The sequence below is a fragment of the Streptococcus downii genome, from assembly GCF_004353325.1.
GTDB lineage: Bacteria > Bacillota > Bacilli > Lactobacillales > Streptococcaceae > Streptococcus > Streptococcus downii.
In genome coordinates, this window is sequence record NZ_MZNX01000006.1 from 131,354 (window position 1) to 153,297 (window position 21,944).

A 21,944-nucleotide genomic window follows, 5' to 3' on the forward strand; every position below is an offset into this window, starting at 1 on the left:
CTTCCTTGAAACCGTTTTATAGTTTTATTATATCACGACTTGAGGGAAAAACAAGATTTTTGTCTATTTTTTAGAAAGCAATCTGTTTTTCACTTTCATTTTCATTTTTTTAATGATCGGGTTCAAAATCAAAACCATACAAGGTTGCAAAATAGTCCTCAGGGCGCTCTGCACGGCGGATTTGGCGGGCTTTTCCTTCTTCGGTATAGAGAATTTCTGCCGAGCGTAGTTTGGCATTGTACTGGTAACCCATGGAGAATCCATGTGCACCTGTATCATGAATCACCAGTAAATCACCGATTTCTGTATGAGGTAGTTCGCGGTTCACTGCAAATTTATCATTGTTTTCACAGAGTGAACCGACCACGTCTACCACCTCAACAGGTTCATCTGGATGAGTCAGATTGCTTATATGATGATAGGCACCGTACATGGCTGGGCGCATAAGATTGACTGCCGAGGCATCCACACCCAGATAGGTACGGTAGGTTTTCTTTTTATGAGTTACTTTGGTGACGAGAACTCCATGCGGTGCCAGCATAAAACGGCCCAATTCAGTGAAAATCTTGACCTGACCAAGACCTGCAGGTGTGAGGACTTCTTCATAAACCTCACGGACACCCTCACCAATCATAGCGATGTCATTTGGCTCCTGGTCTGGGCGGTAATTGACTCCGATTCCGCCGGAAAGATTGATAAAGTCTAGTGAAATACCCAACTTTTCCTTGATTTCAACGGCTAATTCAAAAAGCTGACGCGCCAACTCTGGGTAGTAGAGATGGGTGACGGTATTGGATGCTAGGAAGGAGTGAATCCCAAATGTCTTGGCTCCTTTTTCCTTCAAAATAGCAAAGGCTTCAAAAAGCTGAGCCTTGGTCATACCAAACTTGGCTTCCCCAGGATTGTCCATGATGTCTGTTCCCAATTCAAAGACTCCGCCTGGATTGTAACGACAAGAAATGATTTCTGGGATACCTGCAGCTCGCTCCAGATGTTCAATGTCTTCAAAGGCATCCAAGTTAATGGTCGCACCCAATTCACGCGCATAAGCATATTCCTTGTCTGGCGTGTTGTTCGATGAGAACATGATTTCAGAACCGGGAAAATCCAGTTTATGGCTCATCAAGAGCTCTACATAACTAGAGCAATCCACACCACAACCTTCCTCTTTGAGAATTTTCAAGATGGCTGGGGTTGGAGTAGCCTTGACGGCAAAATATTCCTTAAAGCCCTTGTTCCAAGAAAAGGCCTTGTTGACTGCTCGCGCTTTTTCGCGAATTCCCTTCTCATCATATAAGTGAAAGGGAGTTGGGAACTCTGCAACAATTGTTTCTAAATCTTCACGGCTGATAAATGGTGTTTTCATAAGCTTCCCTCTATTCTGTTTGCAAAGAAAGGCTGGGACAATCGTTCCAACCTTTAGTTCTATCTCTTATTTGTCTTCGTCAAAGATATTTCCAATCTCAACATCGATGGATTGGTTCTTAACATCAATATTGGTTACTTTCAAGAGTGACTTGTAATCGAACTGCTTTTCACGTTCTTCTTGGGCATTGTCTGCAAAGACTGCGACACCAGCTAGTTCAGAATCGAACTCACGCAAGAGACTGATCATCCCGTTGACAGTTCCGCCGCCTTTCAAGAAGTCATCCACAATCAAGACACGACTGCCAGCCTTGAGGCTACGTTTCGAAAGGAACATTTTCTCAATGCGGTCACCGCTGGAACCTGATACATAGTTGACGCTGACCGTTGAACCTTCGGTAATTTTCAAGTCACGGCGCACAATGACAAATGGAACATTGAGGACATTGGCAACTGCATTTGCGAGTGGCACACCTTTTGTTGCTACTGTCATAACGGCATCGATTTTTTGGTCCATAAAGCTCTTGGCAATGATGCGCCCAATATTTTTCAAAATGGCAGGCGTACTGAGCAAATCAGACAGGTAGATGTAGCCACCTGGCAAGATACGGTCGCTTTCTGAAAGTTTGTCACGCAAGTCTGCGATCATTTCTTTGGCTTCATGACTCGAGATTGATGGTGTAAAGATAACGCCACCACCTGCTCCAGTCACAGTCTGAATATGGCCGATTTCAATTTCCTCAAAGGCACGCTTGATAATCACAATGTCCTCTGAAATCGATGATTTAGCAGATTCGTACTTTTCTGCAAAGGTGTTGAGACTTGTTAGTTTGTATGGATTATTAATCAAATAGTTGGAAATGACAACCATCCGATCACTTCTTCTTAATTTCATTTTTATTTACCATTCCATTTAATTTTGATATTTTATCTATTATACCACATTCACATAAAAAAACGAACATTATTGCGTAAAAAATGCTCGTTTTTCTTAAATTATTAATCTAAATCTGGTTTATAGAAGGAACGATTGTCCATAGCGAAAATTTTATTAGTCATCTCTCCTTTGTCCACCAAAGCCAAAGCTGTTGACATCATCATCATGCTGGCATCTAGATTGTCAATCATATGAATAATCTCTGCCTCCATAACGCGTGGACGGACTGGACTTCCATACTCAAGTAAGCCGTGGTGACTGAGGATGACATGGCGCAGTAGCACCACTTCTTCTCTAGTATCATCGATGCCAAGTTCCATGACTGTCTTGGTGATTTCGCTATCGATGAGAGCTATATGGCCGATGAGATTGCCTCGCACTGTGTACTCCGTCTGATTCGGACCACTGAGTTCTAAAACCTTGGCCAAGTCGTGCAGCATAATCCCCGCATAGAGGAGGCTCTTGTTGAGCTGAGGGTAGATGTCGCTAATGGCATCTGCCAAACGCACCATGGTTGCTGTATGATAGGCCAAACCCGTCTCAAAGGCATGGTGGTTGGTCTTGGCAGCTGGATAGGAGTAGAATTCCTTATCGTACTTGGTGTAAAGACTACGAACGATACGCTGCCAGACAGGATTTTCAATCTTGAAAATCATTTGCGACATGTAGTCACGGATTTCCTTGACATCAACTGGCGACTTGACCTTGAAATCAGCTGGATCATTGGGTTCCCCAGGTTGAGGCAGGCGGAGAGTGATTTGATTGACTTGAGGAGTGTTGTTGTAGACTTCTCGACGTCCCTGCATGTGGACGACTTTCCCTGCGGTAAAGGCCTCAACGTTATGAGGTTGGGCATCCCAGAGTTTTCCTTCAATCTCGCCACTATCGTCTTGGAAGGTAAAGGCTAGGTAGTTTTTCCCAGCACGCGTCTGTCTCAGGTCAGCTGACTTGATCAGGTAAAAGCCTTCAAACAGCTCATCTTTTTTCATGTGACTAATCTTCATATTCTTCCTCATCTTCTTGGAAATGGAGTAGATCAAGCGCAGGCTCACCTTCTGATAACTCAATGTGACGGAGCGTCCGCTCGATAGCTGTAGTACGACGGTTTAATAATTCATCAATATTGCCAGAGGCATGTTGGAGATGTTTTTGTGCCTTGACCAGAATGCCTCCGAACTTGCCAAACTCGGTCTTGACACTAGCTAGGGTCTTGCTGATATGGTCAGCACTCTTTTGGATATTGAGAGTTTTGAAGCCAACTGATAGAGAGTTAAGCAGAGCTGATAGGGTACTTGGACCTGCGACAATAATCTGCTCCTCCCGTCTCAAGTCATCAAAGAAGACCGGATTGCGGACGATTTCTGAGTAGAGTCCCTCTGTCGGAACAAACAAAACTCCAAAATTGGTCGTCCGAGGTGGCGCTAGATACTTGCTCTTGATATCCTTGGCAAAGCGCTTGACGCTAGCTAGGAGTGACTTGCGACAACGTTCGATTTCGTCCTTATCGCCTGCTTCATAGGCTTCTTCTAGGCGATAATAATCCGCCAGTGGAAACTTGGAGTCAATCGGTAGGTAGACATATTCTTGGTCGCCTTGGCCAGGTAACTTGATGGCGTACTCTACTCGCTCGCTAGAGTTTTCAACCGTTGCGTATTCTCGTTCGTACTGGGCAGGAGTCATGATGTCTTCGATGATTTGCCCCAGTTGCAATTCGCCCAGAATCCCTCGCGTCTTGGTCCCAGAGAGAACCTTGTTGAGAGCTCCGACATCACGGGCAACTGTCTGCATTTCTCCAAGGCCACGATTGACAGACTCCAGTTGCTTGGAAACTGTCTCGAAGGATGCTTGCAAGCGGGTCTGTAAGGTCTTTTCTAGTTTTTCCTCGACTGTCTGGCGCATTTGTTCTAAACGTTGCTCATTTGATTCCTGCAGGGCTTGGAGGCGTTGGTCGGTCTTATCTCTGGTTTGGAGGAGATTCTCGTTCATCTCCTGTCTAACTTGCGTCAAGCCTTGGTGCAACTCCATTCGCACTTCTTGCAAACGGTCGCTGACAGCCACTTCCAAGTCTTTTTGGTCTAACTGGCTGGCTTGTCTGGCTTGGTCAAAACGATAATCTAACTGATCTGACAAGTGATCTGCCTGATCCTCCAAACTCTTACTTAGATGTTTTTCATGCTTATCCTGCCTTTGCCAAATCAGAAAGAGTCCAGCTAGGTTGACAATTAATAATAGTAATAATACAGTCTCCATCCTACCTCCTGTCCTTGCTATGTAGCACGACGACATAACCATCTGGGCAAGTCACCGAAACTTCCCTATCTATATATTCGTTAGAAGCGTACACTTTTTTAAAGAAAAAAATTTCCTCTGTCAATTCGTACTTGGCTCCGATAATGGTCAGCTGGCTATCCCGAACTGGCATAAAGGCTAGATAATCGTAGTCCGAACGCGGTTCAAGTTGACTGGTCCCTTCTGGACAATAGGCAATCAAGTTTTGCCCATCCTCAATCGCTATCTGGCGCATATAGGGTGCCAACTTTGGATTGCTAGGCAGAAAGACATTAGCCAGCATATGGTCAATTCGACCACCCAAAGCCCCAAAAATAGTCACCTGAGCCTGAGGATTTTGCTCAAAGATGGTCAAGAGAGCCAATTCCAGATCTGTATCATCTTTTTCTGGTCGGGCTTGGATAAAATGCTGGGCACGTTTTTGAATCAACTGACGTTCGTCTGCGGTTACCGAATCAAAATCTCCAACTGCTAGAGTGAGGGGCAGGTCTTCTTCCAAGACCCAGAGCGATCCTCGATCCACACCGACAAAGCTATCAAAATCCGTCCGATAATGCCCACGATCTCCGCCGGCAAAAACGGCAACCCTAGTCCAGTTGTTTTCTGAGAGTTTGCACTCGTTCATTGACATCTCCCTTAAAGACATAGGATCCTGCTACAAAAACGGTCGCACCAGCTTCTTTGGCTTGAGCAATAGTCTGGTCATCAATACCGCCATCGACTTCAATCTCAAAGCTCAAACCTTTTTCCTGACGAAGGGCAACCAACTCACGAACCTTGTCCATGGTTTCAGGTAGAAATGCTTGCCCACCGAAGCCAGGGTTAACTGTCATAACCAAGACTTGGTCAACTAGATGAAGGATGTGCTTGATCGCCTCCACAGGTGTCCCAGGATTGATGACAACCGAAGGTTTGACACCGAGCGAACGAATCTTTTGGAGAGCGCCATGAATATGATGCGTTGCTTCTACATGGATACTGATGATGTCTGCACCTGCACGCGCAAAATCTTCTAAGTGGTGTTCAGGATTCGCCACCATCAAGTGGCAGTCAAAGACCATCTTGCTATGAGGCCGAAGAGCTTCAACCACACCTGCACCAAAACTGATTTGTGGTACAAAGTCCCCATCCATGATATCGATATGGGCATATTCTGCACCAGTTGCTTCTAGGCGCTTGATTTCACGTTCAAAGTTGGCATAATCTGCTGCCAGAATTGACGGAGCAATCTTGTATTGAGACATAGGTTTCTCCTTATTTTGGAATTTTTTTGCTGACTTTTTTATAGGTTTCTCTGCGATTTTCAATTTCGCTGAGGAATTGCAGGTAGTTGTCAAAACGGAAGGTTGCAATGATACCCTCTTCTACAGCTGGCTTGACCGCACAGGACGGCTCATGGGTATGGGTACAAGTACGGAACTTACAGTCTCGACTGACACTGGCAATCTCTGGAAAGGCCTGATTGAGGTCTTCAGCCGTTGACACTTCATAATCCAGCGATGAAAATCCTGGCGTGTCTGCGATTTTACCTCCATTGAGGTTGTAAAAACTAACAGCCCGAGTGGTATGACGACCGCGACCAAGACTGTCTGAGATTTCTCCTGTTTCAAGATTGAGGTCCGGTGCGATTTTATTGAGGAGGGTTGACTTCCCAACACCTGTCTGCCCCATAAAAACTGTCACTTTGCCTGTCAACAAAGGCAATAGCTCTTCCTTACTAGTCACAAAGTCGTAACCAATAGCACGATAGGTTTGTTGGTAAAAACTTAATTCTTCCCTATCTTCTAGCAAATCCATTTTAGAAATATAGACGATGGGATGGATACCCTTGTGCTCCAAAAGAACCAAGAAGCGATCCAGCAAATTGCTATTAAAATCCGGCTCCTTGACCGACATGATAACCACTGCTTGGTCAATATTAACAATAGGCGGACGGACCAGACTATTTTTCCGTTCGTGGATCTTGAGGATATAACCTTCGGAATTTTCCTCAGCAGAAAAATCTACCCAGTCTCCGACGTAGGGTGTGTGACCTTTTTTACGGAAATTCCCACGCGCACGTGTCTGATAGACTTGACCATCACTCTCTACATAGTAGAATCCTGCTAAGGCTTTAATGATTTGTCCCTGCATCTTAGAGTCCCTGTCCTTTAAGCGCATCTGCTAGGCTGGCAAACTCTTCTAAGCTGAGAGCTTCCCCACGCACAGATGGAGATAAGCCTGCCTGGTCCAAAGCCTTGGTCAGTTTGTCCTTGATTTCTTCGGTCTTCCCAAAGTAGCCTGTCAAATTGTTCCATAAGGTCTTGCGACGATGAGTGAAGCTAGCCTTGGAAACCTTAAAGAAAAACTGTTCATCTTCCACTGCTACGGCAGGGTCTGGACGGCGCACCATTTTCAAGATAGCTGAGTCCACGTTTGGTGCTGGTACAAAGACCGTACGAGGCACGATAAAGGCAACCTTTGCTGTCATGTAATATTGAACAGCAATCGACAAACTACCGTAAGCCTTGGTATTGGGCTGTGCTGAGATGCGATCCGCCACTTCTTTTTGCATCATGACGACAAATTCACTAAAAGGAATGCCACTCTCGATTAAATGCATGAGAATAGGCGTTGTGATATAGTAGGGCAAATTGGCAACTACCTTAATCGGCAATTCAGGATTTTTGAAATTCTGGATATGCTGCGCCAAATCGACCTTGAGAATGTCCTCGTTGACTACGGTCACATTATCAAAATCACGCAAGGTATCTGCTAGGATTGGCACTAATCGGTGGTCGATCTCAAAGGCCATGACTTGAGCCGCACGCTCAGCCAAAAATTCTGTCAAGGCACCAATCCCTGGACCGATTTCAATGACATTAACCTGGTCATCAATTTCAGCTGTATCCACGATTTTTTGAAGGATATTAGTATCCGTCAGGAAATTTTGCCCGAAGGACTTTTTAAAGGTAAAACCGTGACGCTCCAGCACTGCCTTGGTCACGCTATAATCTGCAATTCTCATTTATTCTCTTTTCTATTTATTAGCTAAAAATAATATATAAAACCCACATAATTACTAGTGCCAACAAAATCCAAAACACTAAAAGAACACGAGACTGGTTCCCTTTTGAATCAGCTCCAGTCGTACCTAGCACTTTCTTATCTTCTTGGGGGTTCATTTTCTTCAGTTCATCCTGATAGGCAACCGAATCTACAATATTGTCTTCTGGCAATAATTCTGAAGCATAATAATCAGGAAAGCCCATAGCAAGACCAATTAAGTTCTTTTCTGTCACAGAAAAATCTAAATCTTTGGGTTGATTTTCCCGAATAGCTCGTATATTTTTTAATAGTTTATCAGAAACAACAGACACTTGGTCCATAAAAACAACATCTAAAAGATCAAATCCGAGCACATCACCGTCTTTGACATTTGCAAGAATATAACGGACAAAGTCATCATATAGTTGCACGGATTGTGGGGCATTCTCTTCTAAAAAAGATCGGTTTTTGAGGGCATTCTGCTGGAATTTTTCAATAGAAAGTAAGATATCTACATTCTGCTCTTGGTAAAACTTTTCTGCTTCCTCTTCATCTTCTTCGAGTTTTTCTGCTGTTTCCCAGAGAGCAATAGGAGCTTTTAAATCTTCTTCATCCCAAAACAATTGCCAAAAATAGGGTATTGTGTAAATTCCCTCTGTTAGAATACGGGCTTCATCTCCGTTTTTTAAGTAAATATAACTTCTATTTGCCATATCATTTCCTTTCACAATCTTTGAAAAAGGTTAGTGGTTCAAGTAGGATGTAGATAAAACTATAAAGTTTCCAATTTTTCATGCCCAATCGAAAACCTAGACTTCATTTAAAAAGATGTTTCATAAAAGTACCAAGGGACGATAACAATACATGACCAGTTCAACCTCGGTCAGGATATCATCTGCAATTCTCATTTATTATCTTTACTAATGTAGTATGCTTCCGGGGTATAATGATAGATCAAAACAAATAAGGGTGTCTCCGTAATTCCTTCCAACATCTCTTTTAATACTCCATCTGGATTGATAATCTCTCCTGTTTTAGTGAAATAAACACCTTGTTCCCCATTTCGATTGCGGAGTTCCCAGGCCACATTGTTTCCTTGAACAGACGGCAAATAACGTTCCCTTTCTAGAAAGTCAAAAAATTCTTTCACTGTCATATCTTCAGGAATCTCAAATTCCGTCTCATGAGGCAATACATCATCCCCCATACACACAGACTCTCTGTCAACTCGGATTTTCATTCGCTCTGTCCTTATAAGTTTCTATTTTAACGCTATCAAAATAAATCTAAGTACCTCTATTGTAACACATTCCCTTTGTATTTTTGGACTATCTAGCTATTATCATAACTTTCCATAGTCTCTTCCACTTCTGCTAAGGTCACCCCAAACAACTCTAAGCGCTTGAGGAGTTGCTTGCCATTGGAATAACCGATGCGGAGCCGTTCGCCTAGATACTCTCGGCGTCTACGACTGTCTGCTCCCGCTAGGAAACCAAGACGAATCAAGTCGCTTCGACTGATATCAAACTCGTTCTCGTTTTCAAATTGCTCTGTCACCTGAGCGAGCGCTGTTTTCAGATCCTCATAGCTGGCGTGTTCAATTCCTAGGGAACGGCCCTTGGTCTTGGACTTGGGAACCGCTTCATCTCGCTTGAGAAAGGCATGCTGGACTGTTGGAATGGCCGTCATAATCATGCGACGAATCCGCTCCCCATTAAAATCTGGATCGGTAAAGACAATGACTCCATGCAGTTCATGCAGGCGTTGAATTCGCTCTATATCTTGATCATTAATGGCCGACCCCCGGGTCTCATAGGTTTCCACGTCAAAGTAACGTTTGAGATTGGCCGTGTCATCACGCCCTTCGACCACGATAACTTGGAAAATTTTTTCTTTCATGATTGTTTTTCCAATCCAAAAATACGCTCTGCATTGGCAGTCGTCACAGCAGCTAATTCTTCTGTCATCATCCCACGCAAATCGGCAATAAAGTCCGCCACATAGCGTGTGTAGGCTGTTTTGTTTTCATGGCCACGTTTAGGAACAGGAGCCAGGTAGGGCGCATCCGTCTCTACCAAAATCTTGTCTAAAGGAAGCTCTCTAGCAGCTTCTTGGATATCCGTTGCTTTCTTAAAAGTCACCACTCCTGAGAAAGAAATGGTCATACCAAGATCGACAAATTTCTCAGCCCACTCGAGAGAGCCTGAAAATGAATGCATGATCCCACCATGAGGACCAACGCCCTCACTCTTGATAATCTCATAAGTATCTTCCAGCGCATCACGAGTGTGGACCACAAAGGGCAAGTTCAAATCCTTAGACAGCTGAATCTGACGGCGAAAAACCTGCTCCTGCACTGCCTTAGGTGCTGTCATCCAATGGTAGTCCAGACCAATCTCACCTAAAGCAACAACCTTGTGATGTTTTAGTTTTTCAAGCAAGTAAGCTTCGACCTCATCTGTGTAAGTCCCTGCCTCCGTCGGATGCCAGCCAATAGTTGCGTAGAGCTGCTCATACTCATCTGCTAACTCTAGGGCTCGTTCAATGGTTAGCTTATCAAAACCAACAATATTCATCTGTGTCACACCCATCTCAGCAGCCAAGGCGAGTTCTTCTGCCTCGCGTCCTGCAAATTCTTCTACATTTAAATGTGTGTGCGTATCAAAAATCATCTCTTCTAACCTCATTCTTCCATCTATTATACCAAAAATAGCATCCCTCGGCTTGGAAAAATATCTAAAAACCAGTCATTCTCCCTTGACTGCCCTTTTTCAAAGCAGTATAATAACACTTATTGAAATTTTCAGTAAAGGAAAAGAAAATGTTTAGAAAATTAAAATATACCTTTATCGGTCGGCCACTCAAGTCTCTCACAGACGGCGAAGGGGGCTTATTAGGAAAAATGCAGGCACTTGCAATGTTATCCAGTGATGCCCTGTCTTCTATTGCCTATGGACCTGAACAAGTCATTCTCGTTTTAGTCAGTCTCTCTCCTCTCGCTATTTGGTGGAGCCTCCCTATCGGTATTTTTGTCCTCTTACTGCTCGCTAGTTTGACCATTTCCTATCGTCAAATCATTCATGCCTATCCTCAAGGTGGAGGGGCTTATATGGGCACTCGGGAAAATCTCTCCCCTGAACTGGGCTTGATTGCAGGAGGTAGTCTCCTTGTTGACTATATGCTGACAGTAGCCGTATCCGTTGCGTCTGGAGCTGATGCTATTACAGCAGCCATCCCTGCCCTCCATCCTTATAATCTTCATATCTCTATTTTCCTAGTCTGCCTGCTCATGCTCTTGAATTTAAGAGGATTGAAAGAATCTGCCGGTTCTCTGATGATTCCCGTCTACCTCTTTATCTTCAGTACCGTCTTTCTCTTGCTTTATGGGTTCTTTCAACTATTTACAGGTTCCCTAAACTATCAGGCGACTTCATCCATTGGGCAAACCGTTCCGAGCCTTTCCATCGTTCTCCTACTAAGAGCCTTTACCAGCGGCTCTGCCTCTCTGACAGGGGTTGAAGCTATTTCAAATGCGGTACCATTTTTCAAAACTCCGAAAGAAAAGAATGCTGCTCAGACTTTGACCATCATGTCACTCATTCTAGGTTTTCTTTTTGCAGGCATTACCTTCCTAAACTACTGGATGGGTATCACGCCTCAACACGGAGAAACCATCCTCTCGCAAATGGCCAAGGGCATTCTTGGTGATTCATTCTTTGGTCATGCTAGCTACTATCTCTTCCAGTTCTCGACAGCCTTGATTCTAGCCGTAGCTGCAAATACTGGCTTTTCAGCCTTCCCTATGCTGTCCTACAATATGGCCAAAAACAAGTACATGCCCCATCTCTTTATGGAAAAAGGGGATCGCCTTGGCTACTCCAACGGTATCTTAACTCTGGCTTTTGGAGCTATGATCCTTCTTCTCATTTTTAATGGGAATACTGAACGCTTGATTCCTCTTTATACTATCGGAGTCTTCGTTCCCTTTGCCCTTTCTCAGACTGGGATGATTCGCCATTGGAAAAAGGAAAAAGGAGCAAACTTCTTAAAATCTGCCTTCGCTAATATCCTTGGGGCCATCATTTGTTATGCCATTGTCCTCATTTTACTCCTCTTCAGACTGGGTGATATCTGGCCTTTCTTCCCAATTATCCTAGTTCTAACTTTCCTCTTTTTGTCCATTCACAGCCATTACCAAAAAGTGGCAAAACAGCTACGACTCTACGAAGGAATTGAAAAGCGCACTTATGACGGCAACCTTGTCCTTGTCCTAGTAGGAAATGTTACCAGAGTCAGTGTCGGAGCCATTAACTACGCTCAAAGTATCGGTGATGAAGTGTTAGCCATGCACATTTCTACTAAAGAAACGGCAGAAAAAGACCAAGAAATTCTTCAGGAATTTGCCGACTACTTCCCAAATATCACTCTGAAGAATATCAACACCAGTTACCGCGACATCATCACCCCTAGTGTTAAGTATGTCAAACGAATCGCCCAAGAAGCTAAGCAAAAAAACTACACCGTTACAGTCCTTGTACCACAGTTCATCCCTAACAAGCCTTGGCAAAATATCCTGCACAATCAAATGAGCCTCAAACTAAAATACGCTCTCAGATGGCACGAAGACGTCGTTGTCGCTAGCTACTCTTATCACTTAAAAGAATAAAGAAAAGGCCCTACCAGAACCAAAAAGCGTCTGGTGGGGCCTTTTTCTGAATCCAGCCACTATGCTTAACTAAAAAGCATGACTAGGAATATTATTGAATGTGGTTAGCTAAATCTTCTTGAGCTTTTTTGTTGGACTCAGTTTTTTCTTTTTGCCATTTTTCATAAAGTTCTTGGTACTGTTTCGCAGTCACGGGATCTTTTTGCAACTCAAGGTATTTGTAGTTGTCCGCATCCCCTTTGTGTCCAACGAATGAGAAGGCTCCTGTGAACGGTACAGTCTTACGGAAGATTGGATTAGCTCCTCCACTTTGAACTGGCAGAAAGAGAGCACTATCTGTTAGCCAAGCTTGAACTTCGGCAAATTTCTCATAGCGAACCTGAGTGTTTTCAACTTCTTTATCTGCCTCATCCAACAACTTCTTGTAGGTAGAGAGACCGATTTTTTCCTTAACATCATTGTCTTTTCCTGGAGTCAAGCCAAGATTTTTTAGCTGAGAACCAGAGTCTGGATCCAAGAGGTCAAGATAGGTCTTAGGATCAGAGTAATCTCCGCTCCAGCCTGAGATGTCGATGTCATAGTCCTTTTGTTCAGCTGTGTCAGCAAAGAAGGTTGCATTGTCTTTCTCGTCTGGAGAAAGTTGAATCACATCGATAACAATATTATCTGATCCAAGTGTCTCCTCAACCGTCTGCTTGAAAGAACTGGCTTGTTGTACATCCAACTTAGCAGTCTGATCCACCGGCATGTCTAAATGGATAGGGAAGGTCACACCTTCTGCCTGTAAGCTTTCTTTGGCTTTGGCAAATTCTGCCTTGGCTTTATCAGCATTCAAGAAGGCAGGCTGAGCGTCGTTTAGATTGACATTGGCCCACTCTGAACCATAGTTGACTATCTTTTCATTGACAGCATCTCCGAAGTTTTTCCCACCAATTTGAATAAAATTGCTTGGTGTGACTGTGTTTCGAAGGATACGGTCAGCTCCATCTTCTCCATTTGTCTGTGCGGCATAGGCATGACGATCAAAGGCAAAGTTAATCGCCTGACGGAAGTCCTTATTTTGCATAGCTGCACGAGAATCCGCCTTTTCTTTATCCGTCTGTTTCATGGTTTGATTGTAACTTTGACGGTTGACATTGAAGAGATAGTAGAAAGTCACAGCGTTTTGAGGAGTATAAGTAATCTTATCTTCATTCCCTTTTTTCAACTGGTCAAAGACAGAGCTTGTCGGGAAAATACGTCCATCTGTGTAGTTGCCTTCTAAGAATCCTCGAGCCAAACTATCTTGGTCTGAACCATCATAGAAGGAAAGTTTTACCTTCTCAATTTTCACATTGTCCTTATCCCAGTAATTAGGGTTCTTTTCAAACTCAATTAAAGATTTTGATGTGAAAGACTTGAACAAGTACGGCCCATTTGACAGGATACTAGATGGGGTAACACTCCCAAAGTCATCTCCCTTAGATTTCAAAAAGGCTTCATTGACAGGACTCAAAATTCCCCCTGTTGTCTTTGAATTCCAATAAGACTCTGGTTTGTTCAAGGTGTATTGGAGAGTATAGTCGTCCACTGCCTTGACTCCAACAGTCTCAAAGTCAGATGTTTTCCCCTCAACATAGTCTGCCAAACCTTTGATGGAGTCTTGTACCAAATACAAGTTTTCAGCCTTTTTATCCGCCGCATACTTGAGACCCGTCACAAAGTCATGAGCTGTCACTTCAGCGTATTCTTCTCCTTCAGAGGTATACCACTTAACTCCCTTTCGGATTTTATAGGTATAGGTCAAGCCATCCTTTGATACTTTCCATGACTCCGCCATAGAAGGGACGAGGTTCCCATACTTATCATTTTCAAACAAACCATCGATCAAGTTTGTCGTAATGCTAGAAGTCGAGCCACGTGTCGAAGTGATATAGTCTAATGTATCTGGATTGCTAGCAAATACATAAGAGTAAGTTTTATCTGTATTTGATTGTGCCGAACTACAAGCCACCATCAAGAAGCTTGCACTCAAAATTCCAGCCCCTAGTAGGAGGGCTTTTGATTTCTTCATAACTGTTCTCCATTTTTATAGTATATGAAACATTATACATTATTTCAGAAAAAATATAAAGCATTTACAGACTGATATTATAGGAAAAAGAAAAGCCAGTAGACTCGAGTTCCTACTGACTTCTTTGTTGAATTCGTTTGGATTATGCAGCCAAAACTTTGCGTCCTTTACGACGACGAGCTGCCAATACGCGACGACCGTTTTTAGTTGACATACGGTTACGGAATCCGTGTTTGCGCGCACGACGAAGTTTACTTGGTTGATAAGTACGTTTCACGATGAATACCTCCTCATAGATTTTGTATTCGTTTAGCCGGCTATAAAGTGATCAGTTACTAAACATACTTTACTATTCTATCTGATTCTGCCACTTTTGTCAATAGCTCCAAGCAAATGTTTTCGAGCTTTTCCTATGAAAGCCCTATCTACGATATTGTTTCAAGAAACGAGTCATCTTTTCTTGAATTTGTGCTAATTCGTCCACTCGTGGAAGGTAAACGATACGGAAATGGTCTGGTTCTTGCCAGTTAAAGCCGCGACCATGAACCAAAAGAACCTTTTCTTGCTTCAAGAAATTGAGGACAAACTGCTCATCATCATCGATGCGATACATATTACGGTCAATTTTAGGGAAGATATAAAGACCCGCCTTCGGCTTGACTGCTGATAAACCTGGAATATCTTGAATGGCATTGTAGATAAAGTTTCTTTGCTCATAGATACGACCACCAGGAAGGAGCAATTCGTCCACTGACTGGTGACCTCCTAGCGAGGTTTGTACAACTTGCTGGGCCAAAACGTTGGAGCAAAGGCGCATATTGGACAGCATATTGAGCCCTTCGATATAGCCCTTAACATGAGTCTTAGGTCCAGACAAGACCATCCAGCCCACACGAAAACCTGCGATACGGTGGGATTTCGAAAGACCGTTCATGCTGACGCAGAATACATCTGGAGCCAGACTTGCTACAGGTGTATGCACATGTCCGTCCATCACCATGCGGTCATAAATCTCATCCGCAAAGATAATCAAATCATGCTGGCGCGCAATCTCGATAATCTCCAACAGAAGTTCTTTAGGATAAAGGGCTCCTGTTGGATTGTTCGGATTGATAAGGACGATAGCCTTGGTATTGGAAGTGATTTTTGACTTGATATCGTCAATATCAGGATACCATTCTGCAGCTTCATCACAGATATAGTGAACCGCATTTCCTCCAGCTAGGCTGACAGCAGCCGTCCAGAGAGGATAGTCTGGCATAGGCACCAAGACCTCATCTCCATTGTCCAAAAGCCCCTGCATAGACATGACAATCAGCTCACTGACACCATTTCCAAGGTAGATATCATCAATGTCCACATTAGGGAAGTTCTTCAGTTGGCAATACTGCATGATGGCCTTACGGGCTGAGAAAATCCCTTTAGAGTCAGAATACCCTTCGCTATCACGCGCATTCATAATCAAGTCATGAATGACCTCATCTGGTGCTGTAAAGCCAAATTCTGCTGGATTCCCTGTATTCAGACGTAAAATCTTTTCTCCGTTTGCTCGCATCCGCATAGCTTCTTCCAAAACAGGGCCACGGATATCATAGGCAACATGCTCTAACTTACTAGACTTGTTATATTCTTTCATCTTGTTTCCTCAATTCATCGAGATAGTAACATTATACCACTAGAAAGGGATTGCGACAAGTTTCCTGAAATGAGGAAGCCAAGAAAAAACTCACAACAACTAGGTTCTCACCGTCTAAACAACTAGAATGAAGAACCATTTCTCACATACCAAAAGACAAACCTAGGAAGACCAATGCTAAAAAAGAATCATACAAAAGATTAAACATGAGAAAGAGACCCCACGTGACCAAATAGTCCAAGCGACCACTTCTCTTTGCAATCACAAATAAAATGATGTGGTAGACTAAGTGAAAGAGAAGAAAACCAACAAAATATGGATAGAGAATAGGCACGACTCTTTCCAGCTGCCAAAGCATCACTACTTCTCCTACAAGTAATGCAAGGATAATTCCATGATAAAGAAGACTTATTTTTTTAGAAGCTTGAACAAAATCTTTCATACTTTCTCATCCCTTCACTATGTTTCCTAATATCCCGTTTTCTTTTATTTTAACATATCTCCACCAAATCGAATCTCCGATAATATTTATTTAAATATGATTTTTACTTTACTTCTTTAGTGAAAAGGATTACAATAAAAGTAAGAAAATTTCAGGAGGTTTCATTATGGCACAACGTTACCAAAATGTTATGGTTGCAATTGATGGTTCTAAAGAGGCAGACTTGGCTTTTGTTAAAGGTGTTTACACTGCTCTACGCAATGATTCCAAGCTCACCATTGCCCATGTTATTGACACACGCGCTCTTCAAAGCGTGTCTACCTTTGATGCTGAAGTTTACGAAGAACTCCAAGTCGATGCTGAAAGTTTGATGAAAGAGTACGAAAAGCGTGCAAGAGATGCGGGCGTGACGGATATTCACATCGTCATCGAAATGGGAAATCCGAAAACCCTCCTTGCCCGTACCATTCCAGACGCAGAAAATGTTGACCTGATTCTCGTCGGTGCAACGGGTCTTAATGCCTTTGAACGCCTCTTGGTTGGCTCTTCATCTGAATACATCCTCCGCCACGCAAAAGTTGATTTGCTCGTCGTGAGAGAACAAGAAAAAACATTATAGGAACATAAAAGGAGCCTGCTAGGCTCCCTTTTTTCTTACTTATTTCTCTCTTTATGTCGCTCATAAGCCTTGAGCTGACGCTGCAGTTCCTTTCTGATAGCAGGTTCTGGAGCATATTTTTCGTCCCAGTCATCCGGTTTTAAGATTTTATGTGTAACTGGATCAAAATGGGCTTTTCCATCAGGAAAAACCTTCCCCATGTTTGCCTCATGCACAATATCAAAGATGCGTTCTGGATCCACTCCCATCAAGGCAAAACTGCCGTAAGTAAAATACAGTGTATCGATTAAGGCATCAACCTGCCCGATTAGATCTTTTTGGGCAGGCGTTTTTTGCCTTACCTTTTCTGCCGCCTTGTCAAGTGCCTCATGCATGCTTGCAAGGGAGTTTTGGAATTCTTCCTCCGAAGAACTTGCCGCTCGGACAAACTCTACTAATTCTTCAATTTTAAAGTCTGCGCGGTGGGTTGCCCCCTCAACATCCCATGCCTGTGGCTCTTCCTGCGTCCGTTCATCCATCATGTGATGGAAGGTCTTGACCTTATTAAAGTGGTAGTCTCGACTGACAAACACTTTTTCTGAAGCCAAAACACCAAAGTGCTCGAGCGCCTTGTGGATGCCATCTTGTTGGTTACTTGCTGTAATGTGCTTGGCAACTTCTTTGACGCTGCTACTGCCATTTCCCATGGCTACAGACATACCAACACCTGCCAACATTTCCAGGTCATTGTCTGAATCTCCGAAGGCCATGACTTGGTTGAGATCAAAGCCATATTCTTTCCCGACTCGGCGAATGCCTTCTAGTTTGGAATTTCCTTGGTTGATGATATCTGCTGCAAAAGGATTGCTTCGAGTCAATTTCAAATCTTCAAAATCAGCTGCTGCCTTCTCAGATTCTTCAGGAGTCATCAGCATTAACACTTGATAGATTGGCTCATTGATCAAACGAAGTAGGTCATCTTCCTTTTGAGGGACTGCCTTGCTAACCATTCGATTAAAGGAACGGCTAACGGTTCTTGTTAAGCCAGTTGGAATGAAACGGCTAACCAGCTGTGAAAAGGACCCAAGACCAAATGACATAATTTTCGAACCAACAACAGCATGCTCGGTTCCAAGAGCGATTTCTTTTCGCTCTTTTTTAGCATAGGCAATCAATTGACGCAGGCTTGACTTAGCAATCGGACTAGCAAATAAAACTTTTTCTTTATTAAAGATATATTGTCCGTTATAAGTTATTGCAAAATCCAGATCTAAATCTTCCATCAATTCCTTGACAAAGAAAGGCCCCCGTCCTGTCGCCACTCCAACAAGCACCCCTTGCTCTTTCACAATCCTAATCGCGTCCTTAGTGGATTTCAAAACACTCTTACGATCGTTGACTAGCGTTCCATCAATATCAAAAAAAACAGCTTTGACTTCCATCCTATCCCATTCTCCCCTTTTGTGTTACAATGATTATACCACATTTCAGAAAAGAGTGAGTTAATCATGACTAAGAAAATCCTTGTTTTACATACTGGCGGTACTATTTCTATGCAGGCAGACGCCACAGGCGCTGTTGTGACCAGCCAGGACAATCCCATGAACCATGTTTCCAATCCACTTGAAGGGATTGAGGTTCATGCCCTAGACTTTTTTAACCTGCCAAGTCCCCATATCAAACCCAAGCATATGCTTGCGCTCTATCATAAAATCAAAGAGGAAGCAGACCACTACGATGGAGTTGTCATCACACATGGAACAGATACGCTAGAGGAAACTGCCTACTTCCTTGATACCATGGAAATCCCACACATGCCCATCGTTCTAACAGGAGCTATGCGTAGTTCAAACGAACTCGGTAGTGATGGAGTTTATAACTATCTGAGTGCTTTACGGGTTGCCTGCGATGACAAGTCAGCTGATAAGGGGGTGCTGGTCGTCATGAATGATGAGATCCACGCAGCAAAGTATGTCACCAAAACCCATACGACCAACGTCGGTACCTTTCAAACTCCTACTCACGGGCCTCTCGGTCTCATCATGAAGCAAGAAATCCTCTACTTCAAAACAGCCGAACCGCGAGTCCGTTTTGATCTCGAACATATTCAAGGTCTGGTTCCCATCATCTCGGCCTATGCAGGTATGACAGATGAGCTGATTGATATGCTTGACCTAGATCACCTAGATGGATTAGTCGTTCAAGCTTTTGGAGCAGGTAATGTACCCAAAGAAACAGCTCAAAAATTAGAAAGTCTCCTCCAAAAAGGCATTCCAGTCGCCTTGGTTTCACGTTGTTTTAACGGAATTGCAGAACCTGTTTATGCCTACCAAGGCGGAGGAGTGCAGTTGCAACGAGCTGGTGTTTTCTTTGTCAAAGAACTCAATGCTCAAAAAGCTCGCCTCAAATTATTGATTGCTATTAACGCTGGGCTAAAAGGAGAAGAACTTCGCAATTACATGGAAGGTTAAAATTGAAAATCAGGAAATCTTCTCGATTCCCTGATTTTTTCTATTTGCGTTTTCGTGTCGAACGACGTTCTGTCAAGCCGTGAGGCAGGAGAACTTCACGTTCTTCCAACTCTTCTTTATGCATAATCTTGGTCAACATACGCATACTGATAGCACCAAGGTCGTATAGAGGTTGAGCAATTGTCGTTAAGTTTGGACGAGTGAATCGTGCAATTTGAGAATCATCTGTCGTGATGATTTCAAACTCTTCTGGTACAGAAATACCGTGATCTGCCAAGCCATTTAACACACCTGCAGCCAATTCATCACCTGTCACAACTGCAGCTGTAGCCTGTGAAGAAACCAAGCGTTCTGCCAAGGCATAGCCATCATTATAGCTGTATTTAGACTCAAATACCAAGCCCTCGCTATAAGGGATTCCTGCCTTTTTCAATGCTTCCTTGTAACCAATCAATCGAATTTTGCCGTTGATATCATCAACAAGTGGCCCACTGACAAAGGCAATCTTTTCATTTTCCTGAAGCAAATGAGTTACTGCATCAATCGTTGCTTGTTTGTAGTCAATATTAACACTTGGCAACTGGTGTTCGATATCCACCGTTCCTGCAAGGACAACTGGTGTCCGAGATCGAGAAAATTCTGAACGAATCTTTTCAGTCAAGTGATAACCCATAAAAATGATCCCGTCAACCTGTTTCGAAAAGAGAGTATTAACTACTGAAACTTCTTTTTCATCGTCTTCATCACTGTTGGCTAGGACGATATTGTACTTATACATCTCTGCAATATCATCAATCCCCTTAGCTAGGGTTGAAAAATAGCCATTGGTGATATTTGGAATCACAACACCAACTGTCGTGGTTTTCTTGCTGGCCAAGCCACGCGCTACCGCATTTGGACGGTAGTCAAGACGATCGATCACCTCTAGAACTTTTTTACGAGTATTCTCTTTGACGTTCTTATTGCCATTCACTACACGGCTAACAGTTGCCATTGAGACCCCAGCTTCACGGGCAACATCATAAATCGTTACTGTATCATCTGTGTTCATTCTGTTTCCTTTCTATATTGAAAATTTCGCTTTCATACATCTGCTTACTCCATTTTATCACTTATTGTAAACACTTTCAAGTATTTTTTAGAGAAACTTTGAAAAAATTTCACAACCTATTCCCATTTTGAAAAAGTGAGTACGATTTCTTGATTTTTGGGATGTTTTGCTGTATGATAAGGAAAAATAAAAGGAGGGAGGGAATGTTTATGGCTTTTACAAATACTCAGAGACGTTCGGCCAGTTTTGGCGTTGTGACAAGCTTGCCTGACGATGTTATCGACTCTTTGTGGTATATTATCGATCATTTTTTGAAAAACGTCTTTGAATTAGAAGAGGAACTTGAATTTCAACTACTAAACAACGAGGGGAGCATTACCTTCCATTTCTCTAGTCAGCACCTGCCGACTAGTATCGACTTTGATTTTAATCATCCCTTCGACCCTCTTTACCCTCCTCGGGTCCTTGTTTTAGACATGGACGGGAAAGAAACCATCCTCCTTCCTGAAGAAAATGACCTATTTTAAAAACTCTAGCTTCTCGGCGCAAACTGCTGAGGAACTAGAGTTTTTTCTATTTGTTCAATTCTTGATACAAGTAGCGTATCGGCTGTTTGAGTACTGGATGAATAAAATGGGGAGCTATTTCTTGCAGAGACTCAAGGACAAAGAGGCGTTCTGCTATATAGGGATGTGGCAAGATGAACTCGTCTGTATAGATGACTTGGTCCTCCACAAAGAGTAAGTCCAAATCAATCAAACGAGGCCCCCAATGCACCTCTCGAACCCGTCCCATTTCTGACTCAATGGCTAACAAAGTTTCTAACAAGACTGGTGCTGGAAGCCAGGTTTCTACTTCAATCACCTGATTGGTAAAGCTATCCTGCTCCACACCGCCCCAGGGCTCCGTCGTCAAGACACTGGACTCTTTTAAAATATGGATACCACGAGCTCGCAGTTTGTCAATAGCTTGTTCCAAGTTTGCTTGCTTATCCCTCATATTGCTTCCTAGAGCGATAAAGGCCCGCTGCTTACGACGGTGAATGGTCACCGAGCAGGTATCCAACGGTAAATGCACTGGAGCCCACGGTTTTTTTAGTTCCAACTCAATTTCTTGGACAAGAGGATAGGTCTCAAAGGTACGCTCTACTAGTTTGTAGGCTACCGTTTCAATCAAGTCCTCAGTGCTTTCCTGAAACCAAGTCGTCCACTGCTGACACAGTTCTCCGTAATGGACAGAAGCTGTCAAATCCAATTCTGTCGCCGCCTTGGTCATATCATAGGATAAGCTTGCGGAAATAACAAACTTCTGCCCCAATTCCTTCTCACTAGGAAAAAGACCATGATAGGCAAAAATTTCCAAATCTTTTATCTGCAGTTGATCCATAACTAGTCCTTTCTAGAAAAATC

23 protein-coding genes are annotated in these 21,944 nt (G+C 43.2%); 4 read left to right on the top strand and 19 right to left on the bottom strand.

Going from position 1 to position 21,944, the window contains the following annotated elements:
• Positions 1-109: 109 nt before the first annotated feature.
• From E2R31_RS02470 to E2R31_RS02525, 12 genes are all read right to left on the bottom strand, one after another.
• Positions 110-1,366, bottom strand: a complete 1,257-nt coding sequence (locus tag E2R31_RS02470) for a diaminopimelate decarboxylase (protein ID WP_132972670.1) — start codon at positions 1,364-1,366, stop codon at positions 110-112.
• 66 nt (positions 1,367-1,432) lie between these two features.
• Complete coding sequence (purR, locus tag E2R31_RS02475) at positions 1,433-2,260, bottom strand: pur operon repressor (protein WP_002874197.1); 828 nt, start codon at positions 2,258-2,260, stop codon at positions 1,433-1,435.
• A gap of 104 nt (positions 2,261-2,364) precedes the next feature.
• Positions 2,365-3,306 (bottom strand): 3'-5' exoribonuclease YhaM family protein, encoded by a 942-nt coding sequence (locus E2R31_RS02480; RefSeq protein ID WP_132972672.1) that lies wholly within the window; start codon positions 3,304-3,306, stop codon positions 2,365-2,367.
• Positions 3,296-4,552, bottom strand: a complete 1,257-nt coding sequence (locus E2R31_RS02485; RefSeq protein WP_000450915.1) for a DNA recombination protein RmuC — start codon at positions 4,550-4,552, stop codon at positions 3,296-3,298. Before E2R31_RS02485 ends, E2R31_RS02480 begins: the two co-directional genes overlap by 11 nt.
• Before the next feature lies 1 nt (position 4,553).
• Positions 4,554-5,216, bottom strand: coding sequence for a thiamine diphosphokinase (locus E2R31_RS02490; protein ID WP_001001248.1), 663 nt, complete (start codon positions 5,214-5,216; stop codon positions 4,554-4,556).
• Entirely contained in the window at positions 5,179-5,835 is a 657-nt protein-coding gene (rpe, locus tag E2R31_RS02495; protein ID WP_000084982.1) for a ribulose-phosphate 3-epimerase, read from the bottom strand. Before rpe ends, E2R31_RS02490 begins: the two co-directional genes overlap by 38 nt.
• Positions 5,836-5,845: 10 nt before the next feature.
• Positions 5,846-6,724: a ribosome small subunit-dependent GTPase A gene (gene rsgA, locus E2R31_RS02500; protein ID WP_001161970.1), complete on the bottom strand. Its 879-nt coding sequence runs from the start codon at positions 6,722-6,724 to the stop codon at positions 5,846-5,848.
• A 1-nt stretch (position 6,725) separates the two neighbouring features.
• Complete coding sequence (rsmA, locus tag E2R31_RS02505; RefSeq protein ID WP_001216862.1) at positions 6,726-7,598, bottom strand: 16S rRNA (adenine(1518)-N(6)/adenine(1519)-N(6))-dimethyltransferase RsmA; 873 nt, start codon at positions 7,596-7,598, stop codon at positions 6,726-6,728.
• Positions 7,599-7,617: 19 nt separating this feature from the next.
• Entirely contained in the window at positions 7,618-8,331 is a 714-nt protein-coding gene (locus E2R31_RS02510) for a dimethyladenosine transferase (protein WP_132972674.1), read from the bottom strand.
• Positions 8,332-8,522: 191 nt separating this feature from the next.
• Entirely contained in the window at positions 8,523-8,858 is a 336-nt protein-coding gene (locus E2R31_RS02515) for a hypothetical protein (protein ID WP_084948415.1), read from the bottom strand.
• 92 nt (positions 8,859-8,950) lie between these two features.
• Positions 8,951-9,517 (bottom strand): ribonuclease M5, encoded by a 567-nt coding sequence (gene rnmV, locus E2R31_RS02520; protein ID WP_132972676.1) that lies wholly within the window; start codon positions 9,515-9,517, stop codon positions 8,951-8,953.
• Positions 9,514-10,290: a TatD family hydrolase gene (locus E2R31_RS02525; RefSeq protein WP_132972952.1), complete on the bottom strand. Its 777-nt coding sequence runs from the start codon at positions 10,288-10,290 to the stop codon at positions 9,514-9,516. The genes rnmV and E2R31_RS02525 overlap by 4 nt, the downstream gene beginning before the upstream one ends.
• A gap of 149 nt (positions 10,291-10,439) precedes the next feature.
• On the opposite strand from E2R31_RS02525, the gene E2R31_RS02530 reads away from it, so the two are divergent.
• Complete coding sequence (locus E2R31_RS02530; RefSeq protein WP_132972678.1) at positions 10,440-12,284, top strand: APC family permease; 1,845 nt, start codon at positions 10,440-10,442, stop codon at positions 12,282-12,284.
• A gap of 91 nt (positions 12,285-12,375) precedes the next feature.
• On the opposite strand, the gene E2R31_RS02535 is transcribed toward E2R31_RS02530, so the two are convergent.
• The 4 genes from E2R31_RS02535 to E2R31_RS02550 form a co-directional block, all read right to left on the bottom strand.
• A complete protein-coding gene (locus tag E2R31_RS02535; RefSeq protein WP_132972680.1) occupies positions 12,376-14,337 on the bottom strand; it encodes a peptide ABC transporter substrate-binding protein in 1,962 nt (653 codons plus the stop codon).
• Positions 14,338-14,479: 142 nt separating this feature from the next.
• Complete coding sequence (gene rpmH, locus E2R31_RS02540; protein WP_000831905.1) at positions 14,480-14,614, bottom strand: 50S ribosomal protein L34; 135 nt, start codon at positions 14,612-14,614, stop codon at positions 14,480-14,482.
• 144 nt (positions 14,615-14,758) lie between these two features.
• Positions 14,759-15,973, bottom strand: a complete 1,215-nt coding sequence (locus E2R31_RS02545) for a pyridoxal phosphate-dependent aminotransferase (protein WP_132972682.1) — start codon at positions 15,971-15,973, stop codon at positions 14,759-14,761.
• Between the two features lie 142 nt (positions 15,974-16,115).
• The gene (locus E2R31_RS02550; protein ID WP_132972684.1) at positions 16,116-16,415 is read right to left on the bottom strand and encodes a hypothetical protein; all 300 of its coding nucleotides are present in this window, start codon (positions 16,413-16,415) and stop codon (positions 16,116-16,118) included.
• Positions 16,416-16,581: 166 nt separating this feature from the next.
• Between E2R31_RS02550 and E2R31_RS02555 the strand changes: the two genes are divergently transcribed.
• The gene (locus E2R31_RS02555) at positions 16,582-17,034 is read left to right on the top strand and encodes a universal stress protein (RefSeq protein ID WP_000079160.1); all 453 of its coding nucleotides are present in this window, start codon (positions 16,582-16,584) and stop codon (positions 17,032-17,034) included.
• Positions 17,035-17,069: 35 nt separating this feature from the next.
• Here the strand turns inward: E2R31_RS02555 and E2R31_RS02560 are convergent, their stop codons facing one another.
• Positions 17,070-18,455 (bottom strand): Cof-type HAD-IIB family hydrolase, encoded by a 1,386-nt coding sequence (locus E2R31_RS02560; RefSeq protein WP_132972686.1) that lies wholly within the window; start codon positions 18,453-18,455, stop codon positions 17,070-17,072.
• Positions 18,456-18,521: 66 nt separating this feature from the next.
• Here E2R31_RS02560 and E2R31_RS02565 point away from each other — a divergent pair, with 66 nt between their 5' ends.
• Entirely contained in the window at positions 18,522-19,484 is a 963-nt protein-coding gene (locus tag E2R31_RS02565; protein ID WP_132972689.1) for an asparaginase, read from the top strand.
• A gap of 40 nt (positions 19,485-19,524) precedes the next feature.
• On the opposite strand, the gene ccpA is transcribed toward E2R31_RS02565, so the two are convergent.
• Complete coding sequence (ccpA, locus tag E2R31_RS02570) at positions 19,525-20,535, bottom strand: catabolite control protein A (protein ID WP_038804599.1); 1,011 nt, start codon at positions 20,533-20,535, stop codon at positions 19,525-19,527.
• 209 nt (positions 20,536-20,744) lie between these two features.
• Here ccpA and E2R31_RS02575 point away from each other — a divergent pair, with 209 nt between their 5' ends.
• Positions 20,745-21,062: a DUF960 domain-containing protein gene (locus tag E2R31_RS02575; protein ID WP_084948578.1), complete on the top strand. Its 318-nt coding sequence runs from the start codon at positions 20,745-20,747 to the stop codon at positions 21,060-21,062.
• Between the two features lie 46 nt (positions 21,063-21,108).
• On the opposite strand, the gene folB is transcribed toward E2R31_RS02575, so the two are convergent.
• Complete coding sequence (gene folB, locus E2R31_RS02580) at positions 21,109-21,921, bottom strand: dihydroneopterin aldolase (protein ID WP_132972691.1); 813 nt, start codon at positions 21,919-21,921, stop codon at positions 21,109-21,111.
• Between the last annotated feature and the right edge of the window lie 23 nt (positions 21,922-21,944).